The sequence below is a fragment of the Luteibacter sp. UNC138MFCol5.1 genome (assembly GCF_900110505.1).
In the GTDB taxonomy this organism is placed as follows: domain Bacteria; phylum Pseudomonadota; class Gammaproteobacteria; order Xanthomonadales; family Rhodanobacteraceae; genus Luteibacter.
Map to the genome: position 1 here is coordinate 63,127 of NZ_FODZ01000004.1, position 19,466 is coordinate 82,592.

Annotated in this window: 21 protein-coding genes; 6 read left to right on the plus strand and 15 right to left on the minus strand. The window is 66.8% G+C overall.

Going from position 1 to position 19,466, the window contains the following annotated elements; genetic code table 11:
- Positions 1-2: 2 nt before the first annotated feature.
- Together BMY69_RS12420 and poxB are read left to right on the plus strand one after the other, a co-directional pair.
- Positions 3-782, plus strand: a complete 780-nt coding sequence (locus BMY69_RS12420) for a thiazole synthase (protein ID WP_090178627.1) — start codon at positions 3-5, stop codon at positions 780-782.
- 299 nt (positions 783-1,081) lie between these two features.
- Entirely contained in the window at positions 1,082-2,803 is a 1,722-nt protein-coding gene (gene poxB, locus BMY69_RS12425; protein WP_090178630.1) for a ubiquinone-dependent pyruvate dehydrogenase, read from the plus strand.
- 157 nt (positions 2,804-2,960) lie between these two features.
- Here the strand turns inward: poxB and BMY69_RS12430 are convergent, their stop codons facing one another.
- The 5 genes from BMY69_RS12430 to BMY69_RS12450 all read right to left on the minus strand — a co-directional run bounded on the left by BMY69_RS12430 (position 2,961) and on the right by BMY69_RS12450 (position 6,093).
- The gene (locus BMY69_RS12430; protein ID WP_090178631.1) at positions 2,961-3,236 is read right to left on the minus strand and encodes a hypothetical protein; all 276 of its coding nucleotides are present in this window, start codon (positions 3,234-3,236) and stop codon (positions 2,961-2,963) included.
- A gap of 116 nt (positions 3,237-3,352) precedes the next feature.
- Positions 3,353-4,213, minus strand: coding sequence for a hypothetical protein (locus BMY69_RS12435; protein ID WP_143070470.1), 861 nt, complete (start codon positions 4,211-4,213; stop codon positions 3,353-3,355).
- 60 nt (positions 4,214-4,273) lie between these two features.
- Positions 4,274-4,540 carry a hypothetical protein gene (locus tag BMY69_RS12440; protein ID WP_090178635.1) on the minus strand — a complete coding sequence of 89 codons (267 nt, stop codon included), beginning with the start codon at positions 4,538-4,540 and terminating at the stop codon, positions 4,274-4,276.
- Between the two features lie 66 nt (positions 4,541-4,606).
- The gene (dkgB, locus tag BMY69_RS12445) at positions 4,607-5,410 is read right to left on the minus strand and encodes a 2,5-didehydrogluconate reductase DkgB (RefSeq protein ID WP_090178637.1); all 804 of its coding nucleotides are present in this window, start codon (positions 5,408-5,410) and stop codon (positions 4,607-4,609) included.
- Between the two features lie 110 nt (positions 5,411-5,520).
- Positions 5,521-6,093, minus strand: coding sequence for a TetR family transcriptional regulator (locus BMY69_RS12450; RefSeq protein WP_090178639.1), 573 nt, complete (start codon positions 6,091-6,093; stop codon positions 5,521-5,523).
- Between the two features lie 114 nt (positions 6,094-6,207).
- Here BMY69_RS12450 and BMY69_RS12455 point away from each other — a divergent pair, with 114 nt between their 5' ends.
- Entirely contained in the window at positions 6,208-7,053 is an 846-nt protein-coding gene (locus BMY69_RS12455; RefSeq protein WP_090178640.1) for an SDR family oxidoreductase, read from the plus strand.
- A 45-nt stretch (positions 7,054-7,098) separates the two neighbouring features.
- Here the strand turns inward: BMY69_RS12455 and BMY69_RS12460 are convergent, their stop codons facing one another.
- The 5 genes from BMY69_RS12460 to BMY69_RS12480 all read right to left on the minus strand — a co-directional run bounded on the left by BMY69_RS12460 (position 7,099) and on the right by BMY69_RS12480 (position 10,904).
- Positions 7,099-8,226 (minus strand): L-dopachrome tautomerase-related protein, encoded by a 1,128-nt coding sequence (locus BMY69_RS12460; protein ID WP_090178643.1) that lies wholly within the window; start codon positions 8,224-8,226, stop codon positions 7,099-7,101.
- A 120-nt stretch (positions 8,227-8,346) separates the two neighbouring features.
- A complete protein-coding gene (locus tag BMY69_RS12465) occupies positions 8,347-8,679 on the minus strand; it encodes a putative quinol monooxygenase (protein ID WP_090178645.1) in 333 nt (110 codons plus the stop codon).
- Positions 8,676-9,677 (minus strand): VOC family protein, encoded by a 1,002-nt coding sequence (locus BMY69_RS12470; protein ID WP_090178647.1) that lies wholly within the window; start codon positions 9,675-9,677, stop codon positions 8,676-8,678. Before BMY69_RS12470 ends, BMY69_RS12465 begins: the two co-directional genes overlap by 4 nt.
- A gap of 138 nt (positions 9,678-9,815) precedes the next feature.
- Positions 9,816-10,076: a DUF3253 domain-containing protein gene (locus BMY69_RS12475; RefSeq protein ID WP_090178650.1), complete on the minus strand. Its 261-nt coding sequence runs from the start codon at positions 10,074-10,076 to the stop codon at positions 9,816-9,818.
- A 66-nt stretch (positions 10,077-10,142) separates the two neighbouring features.
- Positions 10,143-10,904: an SDR family oxidoreductase gene (locus BMY69_RS12480; protein ID WP_090053153.1), complete on the minus strand. Its 762-nt coding sequence runs from the start codon at positions 10,902-10,904 to the stop codon at positions 10,143-10,145.
- Between the two features lie 194 nt (positions 10,905-11,098).
- Here BMY69_RS12480 and BMY69_RS12485 point away from each other — a divergent pair, with 194 nt between their 5' ends.
- Positions 11,099-11,818: a hypothetical protein gene (locus BMY69_RS12485; RefSeq protein WP_090178652.1), complete on the plus strand. Its 720-nt coding sequence runs from the start codon at positions 11,099-11,101 to the stop codon at positions 11,816-11,818.
- A gap of 21 nt (positions 11,819-11,839) precedes the next feature.
- Here BMY69_RS12485 and BMY69_RS12490 read toward each other — a convergent pair whose 3' ends face one another.
- Positions 11,840-12,589, minus strand: coding sequence for an SDR family oxidoreductase (locus tag BMY69_RS12490; RefSeq protein ID WP_090178655.1), 750 nt, complete (start codon positions 12,587-12,589; stop codon positions 11,840-11,842).
- A 113-nt stretch (positions 12,590-12,702) separates the two neighbouring features.
- On the opposite strand from BMY69_RS12490, the gene BMY69_RS12495 reads away from it, so the two are divergent.
- Complete coding sequence (locus BMY69_RS12495; RefSeq protein WP_090178658.1) at positions 12,703-13,641, plus strand: LysR family transcriptional regulator; 939 nt, start codon at positions 12,703-12,705, stop codon at positions 13,639-13,641.
- A 121-nt stretch (positions 13,642-13,762) separates the two neighbouring features.
- Positions 13,763-16,027, plus strand: a complete 2,265-nt coding sequence (locus BMY69_RS12500) for an FdhF/YdeP family oxidoreductase (RefSeq protein WP_090178661.1) — start codon at positions 13,763-13,765, stop codon at positions 16,025-16,027.
- A gap of 12 nt (positions 16,028-16,039) precedes the next feature.
- Here BMY69_RS12500 and BMY69_RS12505 read toward each other — a convergent pair whose 3' ends face one another.
- The 4 genes from BMY69_RS12505 to BMY69_RS12520 all read right to left on the minus strand — a co-directional run bounded on the left by BMY69_RS12505 (position 16,040) and on the right by BMY69_RS12520 (position 19,466).
- Positions 16,040-17,605 (minus strand): cryptochrome/photolyase family protein, encoded by a 1,566-nt coding sequence (locus BMY69_RS12505; RefSeq protein ID WP_090178664.1) that lies wholly within the window; start codon positions 17,603-17,605, stop codon positions 16,040-16,042.
- A 7-nt stretch (positions 17,606-17,612) separates the two neighbouring features.
- Positions 17,613-18,269, minus strand: a complete 657-nt coding sequence (locus tag BMY69_RS12510) for a ChrR family anti-sigma-E factor (protein ID WP_090178667.1) — start codon at positions 18,267-18,269, stop codon at positions 17,613-17,615.
- Positions 18,266-18,844, minus strand: coding sequence for a sigma-70 family RNA polymerase sigma factor (locus BMY69_RS12515; RefSeq protein ID WP_090178670.1), 579 nt, complete (start codon positions 18,842-18,844; stop codon positions 18,266-18,268). Before BMY69_RS12515 ends, BMY69_RS12510 begins: the two co-directional genes overlap by 4 nt.
- Before the next feature lie 70 nt (positions 18,845-18,914).
- Entirely contained in the window at positions 18,915-19,466 is a 552-nt protein-coding gene (locus tag BMY69_RS12520) for a lipocalin family protein (protein ID WP_090178673.1), read from the minus strand.

Here is a 19,466-nt window from a genome sequence, read left to right on the forward strand (position 1 = left end):
CGATGGACGACCTCGACCTTTACGGGCGCAGGTTGTCCTCGCGACTCCTGCTCGGCACGGCCCAGTACCCGTCGCCGGCTTGTCTGGAGCATGCGGTCCGTGCCGCGCGAAGCGAGATCGTCACGGTGTCGCTGCGACGCGAGTCCGGTGGGCCCAGCGGCGGCCAGCCGTTCTGGAAGCTGGTCCAGGGGCTCGGCTGTCGCATCCTGCCGAACACGGCGGGTTGCCACACGGTGAAGGACGCGGTGACGACCGCCCACATGGCGCGCGAACTGTTCGATACGCCATGGATCAAGCTGGAGGTGATCGGCGACGACGACACGTTGCGTCCCGATGTGTTCGGGTTGGTGGAGGCGGCGCGGATCCTCTGCGTGGAGGGTTTCGAAGTCTTTCCGTACACGACCGACGATCTGGGCGTCGCGGGCCGCCTGCTGGATGCCGGCTGTCGCGTGCTGATGCCCTGGGCGGCGCCGATCGGTAGCGGCCGGGGCCTAACGGATCCGTATGCGCTGCGTACGCTGCGCGCGCATTTTCCTGACGTGCCGCTCATCGTGGACGCCGGGATCGGTCTTCCATCCCAGGCCGCGGCGGCCATGGAGATGGGCTACGACGCCGTGTTGCTCAATACCGCCGTCGCACGTGCCGGCGACCCGGTGCGAATGGCCGCCGCGTTCGCCGCGGCCGTCGGCGCGGGGCGCTCGGCGTGGCTTGCCGGTCCCATGGGCGAACGCGACATGGCCTCGCCATCGACGCCGGTCATGGGACTCGCGCAGTGGACGTGAGCGTGTCGGGAAGGCGATGGTGACCCAGGCGGCATTTCCGGCGACGGGTGTTCCCCCTTAGACCCACCGCACCGGCTGTCCTCCCGATGGCCACGCTCGTGCGGTTGTCGCATCTTGCGCACGAGGGACGCGTTGTCCAAATGCGCACCCCATGCGGGGGATAGGCCCAAGATATTCGTGCCGGGCAGACTTCAATCTGTGTCGTCGACGACGAGTGTCCATGCCGCTCCGGCGCGCTGCATGACGTGCCCGTGGCATGCCTGTCGGTTGGCGCAACCCACCCATCACAAGGTAAGACCATGACGAGAAAGGCTGCGGACTATATGGCGGAAGCGCTGGCGTCGGCCGGCGTCGAGAGAATCTACGGCGTGGTCGGCGATTCCCTGAACGGATTCACCGATTCCCTGCGGCGCATGGGTTCCATCGAATGGATCCACATGCGCCACGAGGAAAGCGCGGCCTTCGCGGCCGGCGCCGAGGCGCACCTGACTGGGAAACTCGCCGTCTGCGCCGGCAGCTGTGGACCCGGCAATCTCCACCTCATCAACGGCCTGTTCGACGCCCACCGGAACCGCGTCCCCGTCCTGGCGATCGCCGCGCACATCCCGAGCACCGAAATCGGCATCGATTACTTCCAGGCGACGCACCCGGAGCAGCTGTTCAAGGAATGCAGCCACTACGTCGAGCTGGTCAACCAGGCCGACCAGCTGCCGCAGGTCCTCCTGCGCGCCATGCGCACCGCCGTCGCGAAGAAGGGTGTCGCGGTCGTGGTGCTCTCGGGCGACATCGCGCTTCGCCCCTTGTCGGCACCCGTGCCCCGCTGGCTGGTGCCGTCGTCGCCCGTGCTCGTTCCCGCCGAGAGCGACCTGCGCCGGGTCGCCGACATCCTCAACGAGGGGACGAACGTCACGCTGTTCTGCGGCGCGGGGACGGCAGGCGCCCACGCCGAGATGGTCGAGCTCGCCGGCAAACTCAAGGCACCGGTCGTCCATTCACTGCGTGGCAAGGAGCATGTCGAATTCGACAACCCGCACGACGTGGGCATGACCGGCCTGCTCGGATTCGCGTCGGGCTACAAGGCGATCAAGGCATGCGACACGCTGCTGCTGCTCGGCACCGACTTCCCGTATCGGCAGTTCTATCCGGAACACGCGCGCATCGTGCAGATCGACGTGCGCCCCGAAGCGCTCGGCAATCGCTGCGGCCTCGAACTCGGCGTTCTGGGATCGGTAGGCGAGACCCTGAAGGCGTTGCTGCCGCTCATCCATGACAAGTCCGACAGCCGCCATCTCGACGCGGCCACCAAGGACTATAAGCAGGCGCGGGCGGACCTTGACGCGCTCGCCGAGAGCCGGCCGGGTGGCAGCATCATGCATCCGCAGTACGTGACGCGCGTCGTCAGCGAGCTGGCAAAGGAGGATGCGATCTTCTCCTGCGATGTCGGAACGCCGGTCGCCTGGGCGGCTCGCTACCTCAAGATGAACGGCAAACGGCGACTGCTCGGTTCGTTCAATCACGGCTCGATGGCGAACGCGATGCTCCAGGCCATCGGCGCGCAGGCGACCTATCCCGACCGCCAGGTCATCTCGCTGTCGGGCGATGGTGGCTTCACCATGATGATGGGCGAGTTCGTGACCCTCATCCAGCACGGCTTCCCCGTCAAGGTCATCGTGCTCAACAACGGCACGCTCGGTTTCGTCGAGATGGAAATGAAGGCGGGCGGGTTCGTCGACGTCGGCGTGGACCTGAAGAACCCGAACTTCGCGGCGATGGCGTCCGCGATGGGTATCAAGGGCGTCCGCGTGGAGAAGCCCGACGACCTCCAGGCGGCGTTGACCGAGGTGCTTCAGCACGACGGACCGGCGCTGCTGGACGTGGTCTCGGCGCGGCAGGAACTGGTGCTGCCTCCGGCGAAGACGTTCGAGGAGTCCTACAACTTCGGCATGTTCCTGCTCCGGGCTGTCATGGACGGCCGCGGCAAGGAACTCATCGATCTCGCCCGGGTGAACCTGGTGCGTTGACGGAACCTGCCGTCACGGCCGGGGGACTGCGTCGCGCGAAAGGGGGGACTGATGGTCGCTCGCGTCAGGAAAGACATCACGATTCCCTGTCGATGTCGATCCGGCGAGCGAGTCGGTCAGGCCCGAGGGGCTGGTAGCGATTGAGGCGATCCGAAGGTCATGAATAGAGGATATGTCCGAAACCGGCGATCTCGTGCTCCGATTCACGCAGCAGTTTTCGCATGGCGGAGGCGAGCTCGTCTTCCTTCACGCCGTCGCTGGCGATTTCCTCGATATGCCGGGCATGCCGGGCGACGCGCACGAAGCGTGTCGGTTCGGCGGTCCGCTGGATGCGTCGCGCCAGACGTCGCACGTCGGAGACGTTTCCCTCGGCGACGGCGTCGGACATGAGGAGGAGGTCGATGACGATGGAGGAAGCGGGACTCAGCGACACGGCAACACTCCGATATGCAATATCGGCAGCGTGACGTGCGTCACGTTTTCAGGAGCCGGTCAGTCCATGAAAGGGGTCTTCATTTCTGTGAAACGTTCAGCTTCGTCCGCGTCGAGTCAGGGGGGCTGTAGCGGGAGGTGCGGCCGCGACGCGGTGGCTGGCGGGAATGTCAGGACGTAGTCGAATCCCACCGCCGTCCCGTCGTTCAGTGTGAAAGGAGACGATGCACCGGTGAAGCCGGTCACTGGCCGGGCCTCACATGTCCCTACGCACATCCACGCCTGGCCGAGTCCCGATGAGTCGAGCAGGATGCTCTTGATGCCGGGTCCGGTATACGCACCCGCGGGCTTGAAGGTGAACGACGGAATGATCGCCTGTCTCCGCTGCGCATGCATCGATCCGCCGATCGCGATGATGCGACCCTTCGCGGAAAGCGCCTTGAGATGTTCGCCGACGAGTCGGTTGCTTGTCTCGTCGTCGTCACCGATCGCGACGAGCTGGTAGTCGATGACCAACTTGCCTTGCTTCTCGAGAACCTGAAGTTCGTCGACGAGCTTCGCATAGGCTTCCGAGGTCCGGCCGTCCATTCCCGACCAGACGCGGCCATGCGTGTCGGCGGCGACAGGCGGCAGCTCGAACGACACGTAGAGCGGCGATATATGTCTTCCGACCGCCGACCGGACGAGGCAGCCAACGAACGCCGGACTCTCGTTCGTACCGTGCGTCTCGCCGAAGTAGACGTTCCCGAGATCGAGGACCTCGTTCATGACCGCTTTGGTTGGACATATGCCCGAGACCGCCCGGCCAGTCGTCGCGTCGCTCCCGGAAACGCTCGTTCCGCATAGCCCCGCCGATACCGCGATGAGAAACGCCAGCCCGCCGATCCGCTTGCCGCGAGTCACGCCAGTCACGAAACCTCCTGTTCGGTGAAACATCCGGCGTAGCGCCCAAACGACGACGCAGGCGGCCGTCTTCATCCATGATGACGCAGGGCGGCACCGCTTGAACAGGTGGCAGTCACCAGGCCGCGAAGAGCTTTACACCTTCAACAGGTTGCACAGTCGCAGCAGGGCCCGGCCTATACCGCGGCTGGGAAGCCGGGCCTCGGGTGGCAGGAGGACGATGACGAGCAGGGCGGCGTGGGCCACGTCGTCGAGGCAGAGGTCCTGGGCTTGCTTGCGCACCAGGTGCGCGCGGAACCGGGCTTCGTCCATGTCGCCGTCGAGGATGGCGTTGCCCACGGCGGATGCCTCCAGGGCGAGGTGGGCGCGGGTCAGGACGATTTCGGTGTCGACGGTAGCCATGGGTCGAGATTAGGCCCATGGCTTGGCCGAGGACATCCGACGGGCGGCGTATGCCGGCCGGGTGGATCAATCCCAGACGGGCGCCAGGCCGGCCGGGCTGACTTCGCGGCCGTTCCGCTCGAGGCGCGCGATACGAGCCATGTCGTCGTCGTCGAGGCGCAGGTCGCGGGCCAGCAGGTTGCTGGCGAGGTTCTCGCGCTTCGTGGACGAGGGGATGACCGCGTAGCCGAGCCGCAGCGCCCAGGCGAGCGCGACCTGCGCCACCGTGGCGCGATGTTTCTCCGCGATCTGAGCGAGCACCGGATCCGCGAGGACCTTTCCGTAGGCGAGGGTCATGTACGACGTGACGCGAATGCCTTGCTCCGCGAGGAACGCGGTCAGTGGCGCGTTCTGCAGGTACGGGCTGAGTTCGATCTGGTTGGTGGCGATCGCGTCGGCGCCCACCGCGGCGATGGCCTGGCGCGTGAGGTCGATGTTGAAGTTCGAGATGCCGATCTGGCGCGTCAGGCCGAGCGATTTCGCCTCCGCCAGCGCCTCCATGTACTCCGGCAACTCGACGCCGTTGCCCGGCGCGGGCCAGTGGATCAGCGTGAGATCCGCATGGCCTATGCGCAGTTTCTCGAGACTTTCGCGCAGGCTCGGAACGAGCTTCCGGCGGCTGTAGTTGTCGGTCCAGATCTTGGTCGTGACGAAGAGGTCGTCACGGCGGACGCCGCTTTCGGCGATCGCCTTGCCGACATCGGCCTCGTTGCCGTAGATCTGCGCGGTATCCACGGCGCGATAGCCGAGTTCGAGCGCGGTGGAGACGGAATCGACGGCGGCCTGGCCGGTGAGGCGGAAGGTGCCGACGCCAAAGGCGGGAAGGGTCATGGGTATTCCTCGTTGCGAACCGGGGAACACTTTGCGCGCATCATCCTTGCGGAATAAGCAGGCAATGAAGGAAATACTTTTCCTCCGCGGTGGAAAATGCCGGCATGAGCTCACATAGTCTCGGCAGCGGCGAGCAGGCGAACGGCGGCGGTGACGCGCTTTCTCAGTTGCGCCTGGTGCCTTGCGGCCTCGGTACCGGTGGACATGCTGAACGCGTTCGCGGCCGTCCATGCCGTGGCGACGGTCATGATGACCGTGAGCAGGAACTCGGGAGGGAACGCGCCGCCGATGGCGCCGGCTTTTCGCGCGTCCGATAGCGCGCGGATCTTCGCCGCATGCGACGCGCCACGTTCAGATGGCGCCTCGGTGCTTTGCTCCAGGCTGTGCCAGGCCAGCAGGCGCATCAGTTTCGGGTTAGCCATCGAGAAATCGAAGACTCGGCCGGCATAGCCCGCCACGTCGTCCGGCGTGAAGGCCAGGTGCTCGTACGCAGGTACGAGGTAATGGCCGAGCACCGCGGTGAAGAGCGATTCCTTGTTTCCGAAGTAGATGTAGATCAGGTTCTTGTTACATCCGGCCTCGGCGGCGACGCGGTCGACACGCGCACCGGCGATGCCGTACGCCGAGAACTCGGTCATGGCGGCATCGAGGATCCGCTCTTTCGTCGCTTCGGCATTTCGCACAGGTTCGCTCCCGTTGCTGGCGTTCCGGATGCTAGCACTTGACTAACCGGTTAGATATGACCACATTACATCTAACCAGTTAGTTAGCAAATGCTCGACATCCAGGAAATTCCAATGACGCAACGTACGTGGTTCATCACCGGCATCAGCAGCGGCTTCGGGCGCGAGATGGCCATTCAGCTTCTCTCGCGCGGCGATCGCGTGTTCGGCACGGTCCGGCAATCCGGAGCCGCGGACGATCTGAGCGAAGCCCATGGCGACGTGCTCCGTATCGCCACGCTCGATGTCACCGATGTCGCGGCCATCCACCGTGTCGTGGCGGAGGCGTTCGCGTCGTTCGGCCGCATCGATGTGATCGTCAACAACGCCGGGTACGGTCTCTTCGGCGCGGTCGAGGGTCTCGATGGCGAACAGATCCGTCACCAGATCGATACCAATCTCGTCGGTCCCATCGAGGTGACACGCGCGGCGCTGCCATTCCTTCGCCGCCAGGGCGGTGGCCGGATCCTGGCGCTCTCCACCTACGGCGGCCAGGCGACCCATCCGGGCGCGTCGCTCTACCACGCGAGCAAATGGGGTCTCGAAGGGTTTTTCGACGCGCTCCACGCCGAGGTGGCATCGTTCGGGATCGGCGTGACGATCGTGGAGCCGGGTGGCGCGCGCACCGCGTTTCGTACGACGGCGGGTGCACGCATGGGCGGAGAACCCGAGGCGTACAAGGACACGCCCGTCGGCATGATCCGCAGCATCCTCCAGGACCCGACGCGCATGCCGAACGGCGATCCGTCGAAGATGGTGGCGCGGATGATCGATAGCTTGGACCGGACACCTGCGCCGAAGCGGCTGGTCCTCGGCAGCGACGCGTATGCGATGATCGCGAAGGCGTTGCGCGAGCGGCTCGCCGACGTGGAGGCGCAGGAAAAAGAAGCGAGCGCTACGGACTTCCCGGCCGCCCGCTGATCGAGGCCGGAGGGCCGCGTCGTCGCGGCCCTCCGGACCTGTGGACTACTTCAGCAATACCGGCCCCGCGCCGATCTTCACGCGGAGCAATTCGTAGGGCTGCTTGCGCTCGTCATTCCCCTCGTGGAACCCGGCCTGGCGATACAGCTGGTTGGCGGTGAAATACAGGTAGCCGTCCGTGCCGACCGAGAGCGTGTCCGGCCAGAGAATGCGCGGATCGGTGACCAGCGTGTCCCACTTGCCGCCAGCGTAGCGGCGGATGGCGTTGTGCTCGTAGTCGCCGCCATAGATGCGGCCCGCGTCGTCTTCGGCCAGACCGTCGGAAGCCCCCTTCATGCCGAGGTCCACGATCGATCTGGCGAGTTCGGCATCCGGGATCGTCTCGTCGCGCAGCAACGCCGTCGGCACGCTGAAGAGATGGCGGCTGGATAGGGCGCAGTAGTAGAGCGTGCTGCCGTCGGCGGAGATGGCGATACCGTCGCTGGCGACGAGCCACGGAGTCGGCTTGCCGCCCGCGGGACGGCTCATGAGCGGCTTGCCTTCGATGACCGGCACGAAGCCCTTGTCAGGGCTCGTACTCGGGTGACCACTCAGACGGCGGATGGCGTGGCCGGAATCGAGGTCCACGACGATGAGGCCACCGGGTCCCTTGATCGAGCTATCGGTGATGTAGGCGACGCCAGCCTTGCCGACGCGCAGATCGAAACGCACGTCGTTGACGTACGTGGTGGGCAGCACGACGTCCTGGTCGAGGACGATCGTCTTGACGACTTTGTCGGTCGCGAGGTCGACCGCGACCAGCTTCGCGCCACCCGGGATCGGCGCGGTGAACCCAGGGGCACCGGTGTCGAGGATCCACAGCCGGTTGGCGGCATCCGCGACCACGCTCTGCACGCTGATAAGCGTGGCGGTGGCATGGGCCGGATCGGCATCGTTGAGCGCCTGCGACGGGTAGGCGGCGACTTTCCCGTCCTTGAGTTCGCCGACGGTGAACGCCGGCTTGTCCCCCCACTGCGGAAAGTTGACGAAGATGCGGCCGCCCGGCGAGACGGTGACACCGGTCGGCATCGGGCCACGGAAGGTGGCGACGCGCTCGACGACCGGGGCCGGCGCATCGGCCGCCATCGCGCCGAACGGGGCGACCATCAGGGTGGCGAGCAGGAGGGTTTTCATCGCATGTGTCTCATCAGGCGGCAGGTGCACGTAGCGTGCGACCTGGCCGCGCTGGGAGAAACGCGGAGCGGGGCGAAACACTTTCGCGATTTCGGGGAAGATGGCCTCCGCTGGGCTGGATCAGCCCAGCGGTCCGAACTCGCCCCATATCTGGATGGGCGTGTCCCAGGTCACCTCTACGCGATCGATCAGCGGCCGGCTCGCCTCGAGGTACGCCTTGCGATACGGCCGCGTGCCCTGCGTCATGGCGAACTCCTCGCGCGTACCGCGCCAGAGTTCGTATAGCGTGAGTTCGAGCGGCCGTTCGGGCGAACGATGCAGGATCGCCGTGATGAAGTCGTCCTCGCGGGCACACAGGTTGAGGATGTCGCGTATGTGTCCGAGTAGCTCGTCGGTCCTGCCTTCCTTGATCACGTAGTGAAGATGCAGCGACGTGCTGGGAGCGTGGATCATGGGGTGCTCCTCGCCTTACCCTGCGGACCGGGGCCGAGGAAGACGATGGTGGACGCGATCTTCCCGTCCACCAGTGTCAGGATGTCTTCGCCGCTGATCTTCGCTGGCTGCGCGGCCGGCCCGAAGGTCCATTTCACGCGCACGCTGCCGTTCTGGATCGTGGCGGGGCCGACGACACGAAAACGGAAGCCCCGATTGGCGGCCTGCAGTTTGCCTACGAGGTCGTTCAGCCCGCGCTTGCCTTCGATCAGGCCTTCGGGGTCGTTGAACACGGTGTCGTCGGCGTAATAGCGGTCGATCGTCTTCGCCCGGCTGTCGGCATTCGTGTCGTTGAGCATCGCGACGTAGTGCGTCACGACCTCATCGACGACGGTGCGATCGAGCGACACCGGACCCGCCTTGACCGGGGCCCTCCACAGCTGCACGCCTGCGGTGGCTTCGCCCGCCTGGCCCTGCGGATAGCTCACAAGCTCCATCTTCGAACCCCACGGCGTGAGGAAGTACACCCAGGTATTGCCGGCCGCCGGCCCCTGCGTCATGCGGATGGGATCGGTCAGCACCTTGATGCCCTTCGCGCGCAAGGAGGCGACGGCCTTGTCGATGTCGTCGGTATACAGGGCGATGTGCGACGCGCCGATATCGTCGTAGAACGGCTGCTCACGCGAGGCGTGCGGCGAGTCGTACTGGAAGAGTTCGATGTTCGCGCCGTCGCCGGCGCGCAGCATGCGGATGCTCTTGACCTTCGCATCGTCGTGCATGTGGAAGGTGCGACGGAATCCCGCATCGACCGGAATGTCGCGCATCTCGGTCACGGGGACGAAGCCGAACGTGTCCGCGAAGAAGCGGCTCGCCGCTTCCACGTCGGGCACGTTGATGCCCACGTGATCGACGCCGCGCACGTCGACGGCGGGCGCGGGCGATGCGGTAGCGAAGCCGGACACGGGAGCGAGCGAAAGGAACGCGGTCGCGATTGCGACCGACAGGAGACGGTGGGTCATTGCAGGGCTCTTGAGGATGGGGCCCGGCGAGATGGCCGGTCGTGCCCCGATGGATCCATTGTTGCCAGATCCGTTCGCTGCTCAATGAACGTTCCTGCGGTTTGGGTCTGATCCTGCGGCGGCGAGGGTCTTACCCTGTTAGCGGGCCGGGAATGCCCGGCCACGGCGCAGGCGGATGGGGCCACGGCCTAAATCGTCCGGCTCGAGCTGCCGCTCGCCCCGGGTGATGACGATGCGCCCGTCACGCGCCAGGTCCGAAGCCTCGTCGCGGACCCGGGGCATGAGCGCGCGCCACGCCGTTTCGTCGTCGGCGAGGGCGCGTGCCACGTCCGACGGGCAGATGGAGGCCTCGGGAGTGCGTGCGTCGAGAAGGCGCACGATGGTCGCGGCGATGTCCATGCGCGGGAGGCTAGATGGCCTACCGTGAGGAACGCGTCGAACCGCGACCATCGGGTGCGTGCGCGGTCAGCCCACCGGGATCGGGTTGTCGACGAGCATCTGGTTGAACTCGGCGATCAGCTTGTATTCGCCCGTGCCAGGGTTGTCGCGAAGCGCCCGGATGCCGTCGACGATGATCTCCTGCTCGCCGGCGCCCAGCTGGCGGATGGTGTCCTCGATGTATGCGTCGAGGGGCATCGCGCGCGGGTCGCCGCTCTTGTGGATGAGGTCGGTGTCGACCCACGGCGGGGCGATCTCGATGACTTCGACCGAGGTGTCGCGCAGCGCGAAGCGTTGGGTCTGGGTGTACGAGTGCAGCGCCGCCTTGCCGGCCGAATAGACCGCGTTACCGGCGAGCGGCATGAACGACACCACCGACGTGTTGTGGATGATCGTCGCCGACGGCTGGGCCTTCAGGTGTTCGATCAAGGCGGACGTCATGCGGATCGGGCCGAGGAGATTCGTCGTCAGGATGTTGAGCGTGACGGCATCGTCGATGACCGAAGCCGGATCGTCGAACGGCATGAGGCCCGCGTTGTTGATCAGCACGTTGAGCGTGGGATGGTTCGTCTTCAGCCACGACGCGACGGAGGCGATGCTGTCCGGCGAGGTGATGTCGAGCTCGATGCCCTGCATGCCGGGGTTGGCCGCGGTGACTTCGTCGAGGAGGTGCTTGCGGCGGCCGCTGATGATGACCTGGTTACCGAGGCGATGAAGCGCTTCGGCGAGGCCGCGGCCGATGCCGGACGTCGCGCCGGTGATGAAAACGGTGTTTCCTGACAGCTTCATGGTGTGCTCCGGATGCGGGTAGAAGTGCGCGACGAATGCCGTCGCCGCCTCGCCCCGTTGTAAGGGCGGCGCGTCCGCGGCCAAGGACGAAAAAGCCTCGTTTCCGGACATGCGGCTGGTCGGCGCATGGCGGTGCAAGCGCCGCCGTGTTCCACCGACTAACGTGGCCGCGGTTCCCCTCACCGAGATACGCGATGAAGACGCTCGTCCAGGACATCCTCGCCGCCCATGGCGGACTCGATACGTGGCGCCGGTTTCGCCAGGCGAGCGCGACGCTCGATCAGGGCGGGGCGCTCTGGGGGCTGAAGGGCAAGGCGGGCGTGCTCGATCGCACGACGGTGACCGTGGCCACCGACGCGCAGTGGGCGGCCCATGCGCCGTTCGGCGAGGTCGCGGCGCGTAGCGACTTCACGACGCGGCGTATCGCCTTGCTCGACGCCGACGAGCGCGTGCTCGACTCGCTCGACGACCCGCGCCGGTCGTTCGCGGGACATACGCTCGAAACGCCGTGGAGCGACCTGCAACTGGCGTTCTTCGCGGGCTGCGCCATGTGGACGTACCTCAACACGCCGTTCCTGCTGGCGTGGGAGGGGGTCGAGTGGGAAGACGCCGGCGCGTGGGACGAGAACGGCGAGACGTGGCGGAAGCTCATCGTCCGCTACCCGGCGTCGCTGGAGGTCTTCAGCGAGGTCCAGGCGATCTATGTCGGCCCGGACCTGCTGGTGCGCCGACTCGATTACGACGTCGAGATCGCGGGCCATACGCCCGGTGCGCATTACGTTTCCGATTACACCACGGTGTCGGGCATCCGCATCCCGACGAAGCGCCGCATCTATCCGCGTCAGCCGGACGGCCAGCGCGTCGCCGACCTGCTCGTGGTGTCGATCGACCTTTCGGACATCAGGCTGAGCTGAGAGCCCGGCTGCGTCCCGCGATCAGGCGGCGAAGCCGCCATCGATCATCAGGCTCGCGCCGGTGATGTTGCCCGCTTCCGGGCCCGCGAGGTAGGCGACGAAGCTGGCGACCTCATCGGCATGGCCATAGCGGCCGGTGGCGAGCATCGGGATCAGCCCTGCGGCCATCGGGCCCTTGGCGGGATTCATGTCGGTGTCGATCGGACCGGGCTGCACCACGTTGACCGTGATGCCCCTCGGGCCGAGGTCGCGCGCGGTGCCCTGCGCCAGGCCCTGCAACGCCGACTTGCTCATGGCGTACACCGCGCCACCGGCGAACGGCATGCGCTCGGCGTTGGTGCTGCCGATGTGGATGATGCGACCGCCGTTGGCCATCACACGTGCCGCGGCACGGCTGGCGATGACGGCGGCGCGCACGTTCACGGCGATCGTGCGATCGATGTCCTCCGTCGTGAATTCGTCGATCGGGGCGATCGCGAGGACGCCCGCGTTGTTGACCAGGATGTCGAACGAACCGAAGGTTTCCTTCGTCGTCGCCACCGCGCGTTCGATGGCGTCGTCGTTCGCGCTGTCCGCCTGGATGGCGATGGCGCGCCCGCCGGCACGGGTGATGTCGTCGACGACGGCATTGGCCGCGTCGGCGCCCTGCACGTAGGTCAGTGCGACCGAGGCACCGCCGGCGGCGAGGCGACGGGCGATGGCGGCGCCGATGCCGCGCGAACCGCCGAGGACGAGGGCGCTCTTGCCCTGGATCGAATTGAGGTCGTTCATGGCTTTGCTCCTGTGGGTGAGTGGATGGCGGTGCAAAGTTAGTCCTCGGTCGCGCCAACCGGTAGTCGCGTTTCGGTCGTTTCATTCGATCCGATCGGTTTACTATCGGTGCCATGGACACCCTCAACGGCATCGCCAGTTTCGTCCGCAGCGCCGAATCGGGCAGCTTCGCCGCGGCGGCCCGCGCGCTCGGACTGACGCCCGCCGCCGTGGGCAAGAACGTGGCGCGGCTGGAAGCCGAACTGGGCGTCCGCCTGTTCCAGCGCACCACCCGCCGCCTGGCGCTGACCGAAGCCGGCGAGGCGTTCCTCGGGGAAGTGCAGGGCAGTCTCGACCAGCTGCGCGGCGCCATGGCGAACGCGCGGGGCATGACGACGGGACCGGCCGGCGTGCTCCGCGTGGCGCTGCCGAACGCCTTCGGGCGCGAATACATCGTCCCGATGCTCGACGGGTTCCTTCGCGCCCATCCGGCGGTGACGGCCGACTGGCGCTTCGACAACCGCCCGGTCGACCTGATCGCCGAGGGCTTCGACGTCGCGATCGGCGGCGGCTTCGATCTTCGGCCGGGCGTGGTCGCCAGGGCGATCGTGCCGGCGCATCGCATCCTCGTCGCCTCGGCTGGTTTCATTCGAGAGGGAAAGGCCATCGCGGTCCCCGACGATCTGACCGGCCGCGAGGGCATCCTCATCCGCTCGCCGCAGACGGGCCGCATCCGCGACTGGGTGCTTTCGAACCGTTACGGGGCGGAGGCCCCGGTATCGCTCGATCGCCGCATCGTCTTCGACGATCCGGATGCCGCCTGCCACGCGGCGGCGCTTGGCATGGGCATCGCGCTCGTGCCGGTTCAGTCGGCGCGCTCATGGATCGAGCGCGGCGCGCTTTCGCGCGTGCTTCCCGACTGGCGGGTGGATGGTGGTCACGTCTCGATTTACTACCCTGCGCAGAAGCTGCTCCCGGCGAAGACGCGACTCTTCATCGACCACGTCGTCGAATGCGTGCGCGAGAAGGACCTCGCCGCGCGGTTCTCCGCGTGGCATCCGGACGTCGTCTGATGGTGCGAGACAAGTACTTTCAATCCCGCGACGCACCATCGCTGCCATAAAGGATCGCCGGATCGATGGGTTCCCGATGGCGAGTGTCGCCTCGACGTCGATCCCATAGAGGATCGTCGTCATGGGGAACACGCGTATTCCAGGAATCAACCGCTACGACGCGCCGGCCGGCGGCTGGGGCGCGTTGCGCGCGACCGCGAAGGCGGTGGTGGAGCAGATGCGCGTGGCCGAGGCGCCGGGCCTGCTTCTGCGCCTGAACAAGCCGGATGGCTTCGACTGCCCGGGCTGCGCCTGGCCCGACAAGGACCACACCTCCACGTTCCAGTTCTGCGAGAACGGCGCGAAGGCGGTGACCTGGGAAGCGACGAAGAAGCGCGTGACGCCGGAGTTCTTCGCCGCGCACACGGTGACGGAACTCCTCACGCAGAGCGATTATGAGCTGGAGAACCACGGACGCCTCACCCACCCCATGGCATACGACGCGGCCAGCGATACGTACGTGCCCATCGCGTGGGACGACGCCTTCGCGCGCATCGGCGCGACGTTGCGCGGACTGGCCTCGCCGGACATGGCCGAGTTCTATACCTCGGGGCGCGCGTCGAACGAGGCGGCCTTCCTGTTCAACATCTTCGCCCGCGAGTACGGCACGAACAATTTTCCCGATTGCTCGAACATGTGCCACGAAGCCACGAGCGTCGGCCTCCCGCAGGCGATCGGCGTCGGTAAGGGCACCGTGTCGCTCGACGATTTCGACCACTGCGAGCTCATCATCGCGATCGGCCACAATCCGGGCACCAACCACCCGCGCATGATGGGCACCCTACACGAATGCGCGCGCCGTGGCGCGACGATCATCGTGCTCAATCCCCTGAAGGAACGCGCGCTCGAACGCTTCGCCGATCCGCAGAATCCCATCGAGATGATGAGCTTCAGCGCCACGCCGATCGCGTCGACGTACCACCAGCCCAAGGTGGGTGGCGACAGCGCGGCGCTGCGCGGGATCATGAAGGCGGTGCTCGAGCGCGCGGACGCCGGGGAGGACGTGCTCGACCGCGCGTTCATCGCCGAGCATACGCATGGCTTCGAGCCGTTCGCCGAGGAGCTGCGCCAGGCGTCATGGGACGAGATCGTCTTCGCGAGCGGGCTGACGCGCGAGGCCATGACGCAGATCGCCGATGCCTACGTCCGCTCCAGCGCGACGATCATCACCTACGGCATGGGCCTTACCCAGCACGACCGGGGCACGCACAACGTGCAGCAGGCGGCCGCCTTGCTGATGCTGCGAGGCAACTATGGCAAGCCCGGCGCCGGTATCTGCCCGTTGCGCGGGCATTCGAACGTGCAGGGCAATCGCACGGTGGGCATCACCGAGAAGATCGATCCGGTGATGTTCGACAACGTCGAGAAGGTGTTCGGATTCCGGCCACCCAACGTGCACGGGCACGACGCGGTCGCCACGATGAAGGCGATGGCGGAGGGCCGGGCCAAGGTGCTGATCTGCCTCGGGGGCAATTTCTCCGTGGCGCTCTCGGATAGCGACGTGAGCTTCAGGGGCATGCGCAACCTCGATCTCGCCGTGCACCTCGCCACGAAGCTCAACCGGTCGCACCTCCTGATCGGCAAGGACGCGCTGATCCTGCCCGTGCTCGGGAGGACCGAGTTCGACGTGCAGGCGGGCGGCGTGCAGTCCATCACGGTCGAGGATTCGATGTCGATGGTGCATGCCTCACGCGGCAAGCTGAAGCCCGCCTCGGAGCACCTGCGCTCGGAGCCGGCGATCGTCGCGGGCATGGCGATGGCGACGTTGCCGGAGAGCAAGGTCGACTGGGCGGGGTTGATCGCCGACTACGACGCGATCCGCGACAAGATCGAGGCCGTGTATCCGGCCTTCCACGATTACAACGCGCGCATCCGCAAGCCCGGCGGGTTCCGGTTGCCGTTGGGCCCGACCGAGCGGGTATGGCATACGCCCTCGGGGAAGGCCGAATTCATCACGGCGGCCGTGCCCGAGGATTCCGCGCTTCCCGCGCCGGACGCGCTGATGCTGACGACCCTGCGCAGCCACGACCAGTACAACACCACGATCTACGGCCTCGACGATCGCTATCGTGGCGTGTTCGGGCGGCGCGACGTGCTGTTCGTCAACGAGGACGACCTCGAGGCCCTGGGCGTGGCGCACGGCGACGTGGTGGAGGTGTCCACCGCCCTGCGCGGCGAGGAACACCGCTGCCTTCGCCTGACCGCCGTCGCGCACGACATCGCGCGTGGTTCGGTCGCGGCGTACTACCCGGAAGCGAACAATCTCTGCCCGCTGGATCACCACGACCGGCAAAGCGGCACGCCGTCGTACAAGTCCATTCCGGTGCGTATCGTCCGGGCGGGCTGACGCGCGGCGCGGTCAGGGCGCCGGTTCGCCCTGGCCGCCGGATGCCCATGCCGCGCCCAGCGTCGCGGCCTTCTCGCGAATGGCGGCGATCTGCGGATCGGAGAGCCGATCCAGCGAACGCCATTGCAGCGCCGCGCGCGGGTGGTGCCGGAAGCGTTCGCGATGGCGGTGGAGGAAATCCCAGTAGAGCGTCGTGAACGGACACGCCTCGTCGCCGGTGGCCTTCGAAGGATCGTAGCGACAGCCATCGCAGTAATTGCTCATGCGCTGGATGTAGCGACCCGAGGCGGCATACGGCTTGGAGACCATCCGGCCGCCGTCGGCGAACTGACTCATGCCCAGCGTGTTGGGTGCCTCCACCCATTCCACGGCGTCCACGTAGATGGCGAGGTACCACTCGTGCACGAGGCGCGGCTCGACGCCGAGAAGCATCGCGAAGTTGCCGGTGACCATCAGGCGCTGGATGTGGTGCGCGTAGCCCGTGCGCAGCGTCTGCCCGATCGCTTCCTTCAGGCAGGCCATGTCGGTATCGCCGGTCCAGTAGAAGTCGGGCAGGGGGGCGTCGGCCTTCAGCGCATTGGATGCGAGCAACTTTTTCGGGGCGAGCCAGTAGACGCCGCGTACGAATTCGCGCCAGCCGATGACCTGGCGCACGAATCCTTCCACCGAGGCGAGGCTCGCCTCGCCGCGCGCGAAGCGCTCCAGCGCGGCGTCGACCACTTCCCGGGGCGAGAGGAGGCGGAGATTCATCGACGATGAAAGACGTGCGTGGTAAAGCCAGGGCTCGCCGGTCCACATGGCATCCTGCCATTGGCCGAACGCGGCCAGGCGACGATCGAGGAAGTCGGCGAGCGCGAGCCGCGCGTCGTCCCGGGTGACCGGCCAGTCGAACGCGTCCAGGCTTCCGGGGTGGTCCGGAAAGCATCCCGCGACGTCGTCCAGCGCCTCCCGCGTCGTCGCATCGGGCGCGAAGGCCTGCGGAGGCGGCAACCATCCCGGGCCCTGCTTGCCGAAGCTCTTGCGGTTCTCGGCGTCGAAGTTCCAGCGGCCGCCGACCGGCTTGCCCGCGTCCATCAGAACGCCGAGGCGCTGGCGCATCCAGCGGTAGAAGTGTTCCATGCGCAGCTGCGACTTGCCCTTCGCCCAGGTCGCGAAGTCGTCCGTCGACACCAGGAAGTGCCGGTCGGGGCGCTCGACGTAGTCGACGCCGCAGTCGCCCGCGGCCGCGCGGATGCCTTCGCGAAGGCGTTCCTCGCCCGGTTTGACGAGGACGACGCGGCGCGGACGGAGCGTCCTCAGCGATTCGGCAAGATGCGCGACGAGGTCATCGGGGCCGGCGTCGGTGATACGGGTATAGGACAGCGGGATGCCGTCGTCGCGAAGCGACGCCGCGAAGTGCCGCATGGCGGAGAGAAACAACGCCGTGCGCGCCTTGTGCGACCACACGTGCTCCGACTCGCCGCGCCGTTCCGCCATCCAGACGCGGTCGGTCGTGGCGTCGAAATCGTCGAACGCCTGCGAATCCCGGTTGAGCTGGTCGCCCAGGATGACGACGAGGTGCCGGAGGCCCGAGGGCATGCGGAACCTAGAGCCGCACGAAAGGCTGCAGCGCGCGTGCCATCCAGCCCGAGAAGCGCAACGGCGCATCCGTCGCGGCGACGCAGATGCACGGCACGCCCGGCGCGGTCACCGGCTGGTGTTCGGTGTCCTCGTCGAGGTCGGCCACGTCGCCCGGCGCGAAGTGGCCGAGCGTATCGTCGTACGCCCCACGCAGGATCATCGTCAGTTCGCTGCCGCCATGCGTGTGCATGGGCAGGCTGCGCCCCGGTTTGACGCGCAGCAGCATCAGGTGCCCGTCGTCGGCGCCGTGGCTGCGGATGTGATGGATGCCCGGGCCGATCCACTTCCAGCGGAGGGCCTTGTAGGACGAGCCGAAATAAGGCCAGAGCGGTTCCGGCAGTTCGTCCGGATCGTGGCGCCACAACTCCGGCGGAGGCGTCGGCGTATCGGGTTCGGTGTGTTCGAGCTTCGCCAGCAGGCGCTCCGCGGCGCCCTCGGACAGTGCGAGCCCCTCCTGTTGCCCGAGCAGACCGCCGCCGATCGTGTCGGTGGCGCGCAGGCGATCGCGGCACAGATGGCAGACGCTCAGGTGCGCCGAGACCACGGCCGCGAAGGCGACCGATAGGCCGCCGGACGAATAGCCCATCAGCGTGACGATGTCGGGATGGTGGTGCGGGTTCATGGTCGGTTTCTCATGGCCGCCTGCAGCCGGGCGAAGGCGCGGCGCAGGTTCGATTTCACGGAGCCCAGGGGCTGGTGGAGCTCGCGTGCGATTTCGCTGTGGCTCTTGGCCTCGAAATAGGACATGCGGATCATGCGGGCCTGCTGGGGGGGCAGCCCGTCGATGGCGCGGTCCAGTCCGACACCGTCGGCATAGGCCTCCGTGCTGGTCGTGCCGTCCTCGCCAGGCAACTCGTCCAGCCGATCGAGGCCGTCCTGTATCGGCAGCCAGTGCGGTTCGCCGCGCACGCTGTCGATGTAAAGGTTGCGCGCGATCCGGAACATCCACGTCGACAGGTTGGCGCGCGAGGCGTCGAACATGGCGGCCCGCCGCCAGATCCGCAGCATCGTCTCCTGCACCAGCTCCTCGGCCTGCGGCGCCGGCACCGCGAGACCCACCAGGTAGCGCTGAAGCCGCGGGCCGTAATACGCGAAGATGCGCATGAACGCGTCCACGTCGCGGCGCGACGCGACCGCGGTGACCTGGGCCGACCAGTAGACCGGATCGTCGGTATGCGGGGAAGCCGTCTGGGTCATGCGCCGGGCAGCCTGGATCGGGGTGACGGGAACTAATGGATGCATGCGCATGATAGCGGTTCGGCGACGATCATCGCGCCTTCGGTTCCGGCCACTGCTGCGGCACCTTGCGCAGCTTGCCCACGTCGTAACCCATGGCCGCCACCTTCGCCACCAGCTGGGCGTACTCGGCATCGCCCATGGTGGGTGTCCGCGCCATGATCCACACGTAATCGCGCTTGTCCCGCGCGACCACGACGGAGCGGTAGTCCGGGTCCACCCAAGCTATGACGTACTGGGCGCGTATGGGCCAGATGAACTGCATGCCCCAGACGGCGTTCTTCGTCGACGCATCGGCATAACCGGTCGCATGGATCGTCTTCAGGTCGTTCTGGACGTTTTCCTTGCGGTAGCGGAACGTCGTCTCGATCTTCCCGCCGGGGCCCAGACGATAGGATTCCACCGCGTTGACGGCATCTTTCTCGGGACGCGAGGGGATCGAGGCGATGACGTACCAGTCGCCCATGTAGCGCGAGACGTCGACCTCGGCCGCCCGCGGCACGGGTGGCGCGCCCGAGGCGCAGGCGGTGAGGGGCCAGGCGACGAACAGCAGCTTGCCCAGGCGGGATGTGATCGATGCCAT

Excerpts from the sequence above, each read along its gene's own strand:
- BMY69_RS12420 (WP_090178627.1), top strand. The coding sequence starts at position 3 with ATGGACGACCTCGACCTTTACGGGCGCAGGTTGTCCTCGCGACTCCTG.
- poxB (WP_090178630.1), top strand. The coding sequence starts at position 1,082 with ATGACGAGAAAGGCTGCGGACTATATGGCGGAAGCGCTGGCGTCGGCC.
- BMY69_RS12435 (WP_143070470.1), bottom strand. The coding sequence starts at position 4,213 with ATGAAGACGGCCGCCTGCGTCGTCGTTTGGGCGCTACGCCGGATGTTT.
- BMY69_RS12440 (WP_090178635.1), bottom strand. The coding sequence starts at position 4,540 with ATGGCTACCGTCGACACCGAAATCGTCCTGACCCGCGCCCACCTCGCC.
- dkgB (WP_090178637.1), bottom strand. The coding sequence starts at position 5,410 with ATGACCCTTCCCGCCTTTGGCGTCGGCACCTTCCGCCTCACCGGCCAG.
- BMY69_RS12455 (WP_090178640.1), top strand. The coding sequence starts at position 6,208 with ATGACGCAACGTACGTGGTTCATCACCGGCATCAGCAGCGGCTTCGGG.
- BMY69_RS12460 (WP_090178643.1), bottom strand. The coding sequence starts at position 8,226 with ATGAAAACCCTCCTGCTCGCCACCCTGATGGTCGCCCCGTTCGGCGCG.
- BMY69_RS12465 (WP_090178645.1), bottom strand. The coding sequence starts at position 8,679 with ATGATCCACGCTCCCAGCACGTCGCTGCATCTTCACTACGTGATCAAG.
- BMY69_RS12470 (WP_090178647.1), bottom strand. The coding sequence starts at position 9,677 with ATGACCCACCGTCTCCTGTCGGTCGCAATCGCGACCGCGTTCCTTTCG.
- BMY69_RS12475 (WP_090178650.1), bottom strand. The coding sequence starts at position 10,076 with ATGGACATCGCCGCGACCATCGTGCGCCTTCTCGACGCACGCACTCCC.
- BMY69_RS12480 (WP_090053153.1), bottom strand. The coding sequence starts at position 10,904 with ATGAAGCTGTCAGGAAACACCGTTTTCATCACCGGCGCGACGTCCGGC.
- BMY69_RS12485 (WP_090178652.1), top strand. The coding sequence starts at position 11,099 with ATGAAGACGCTCGTCCAGGACATCCTCGCCGCCCATGGCGGACTCGAT.
- BMY69_RS12490 (WP_090178655.1), bottom strand. The coding sequence starts at position 12,589 with ATGAACGACCTCAATTCGATCCAGGGCAAGAGCGCCCTCGTCCTCGGC.
- BMY69_RS12495 (WP_090178658.1), top strand. The coding sequence starts at position 12,703 with ATGGACACCCTCAACGGCATCGCCAGTTTCGTCCGCAGCGCCGAATCG.
- BMY69_RS12500 (WP_090178661.1), top strand. The coding sequence starts at position 13,763 with ATGGGGAACACGCGTATTCCAGGAATCAACCGCTACGACGCGCCGGCC.
- BMY69_RS12505 (WP_090178664.1), bottom strand. The coding sequence starts at position 17,605 with ATGCCCTCGGGCCTCCGGCACCTCGTCGTCATCCTGGGCGACCAGCTC.
- BMY69_RS12510 (WP_090178667.1), bottom strand. The coding sequence starts at position 18,269 with ATGAACCCGCACCACCATCCCGACATCGTCACGCTGATGGGCTATTCG.
- BMY69_RS12515 (WP_090178670.1), bottom strand. The coding sequence starts at position 18,844 with ATGACCCAGACGGCTTCCCCGCATACCGACGATCCGGTCTACTGGTCG.
- BMY69_RS12520 (WP_090178673.1), bottom strand. The coding sequence starts at position 19,466 with ATGGCATCGATCACATCCCGCCTGGGCAAGCTGCTGTTCGTCGCCTGG.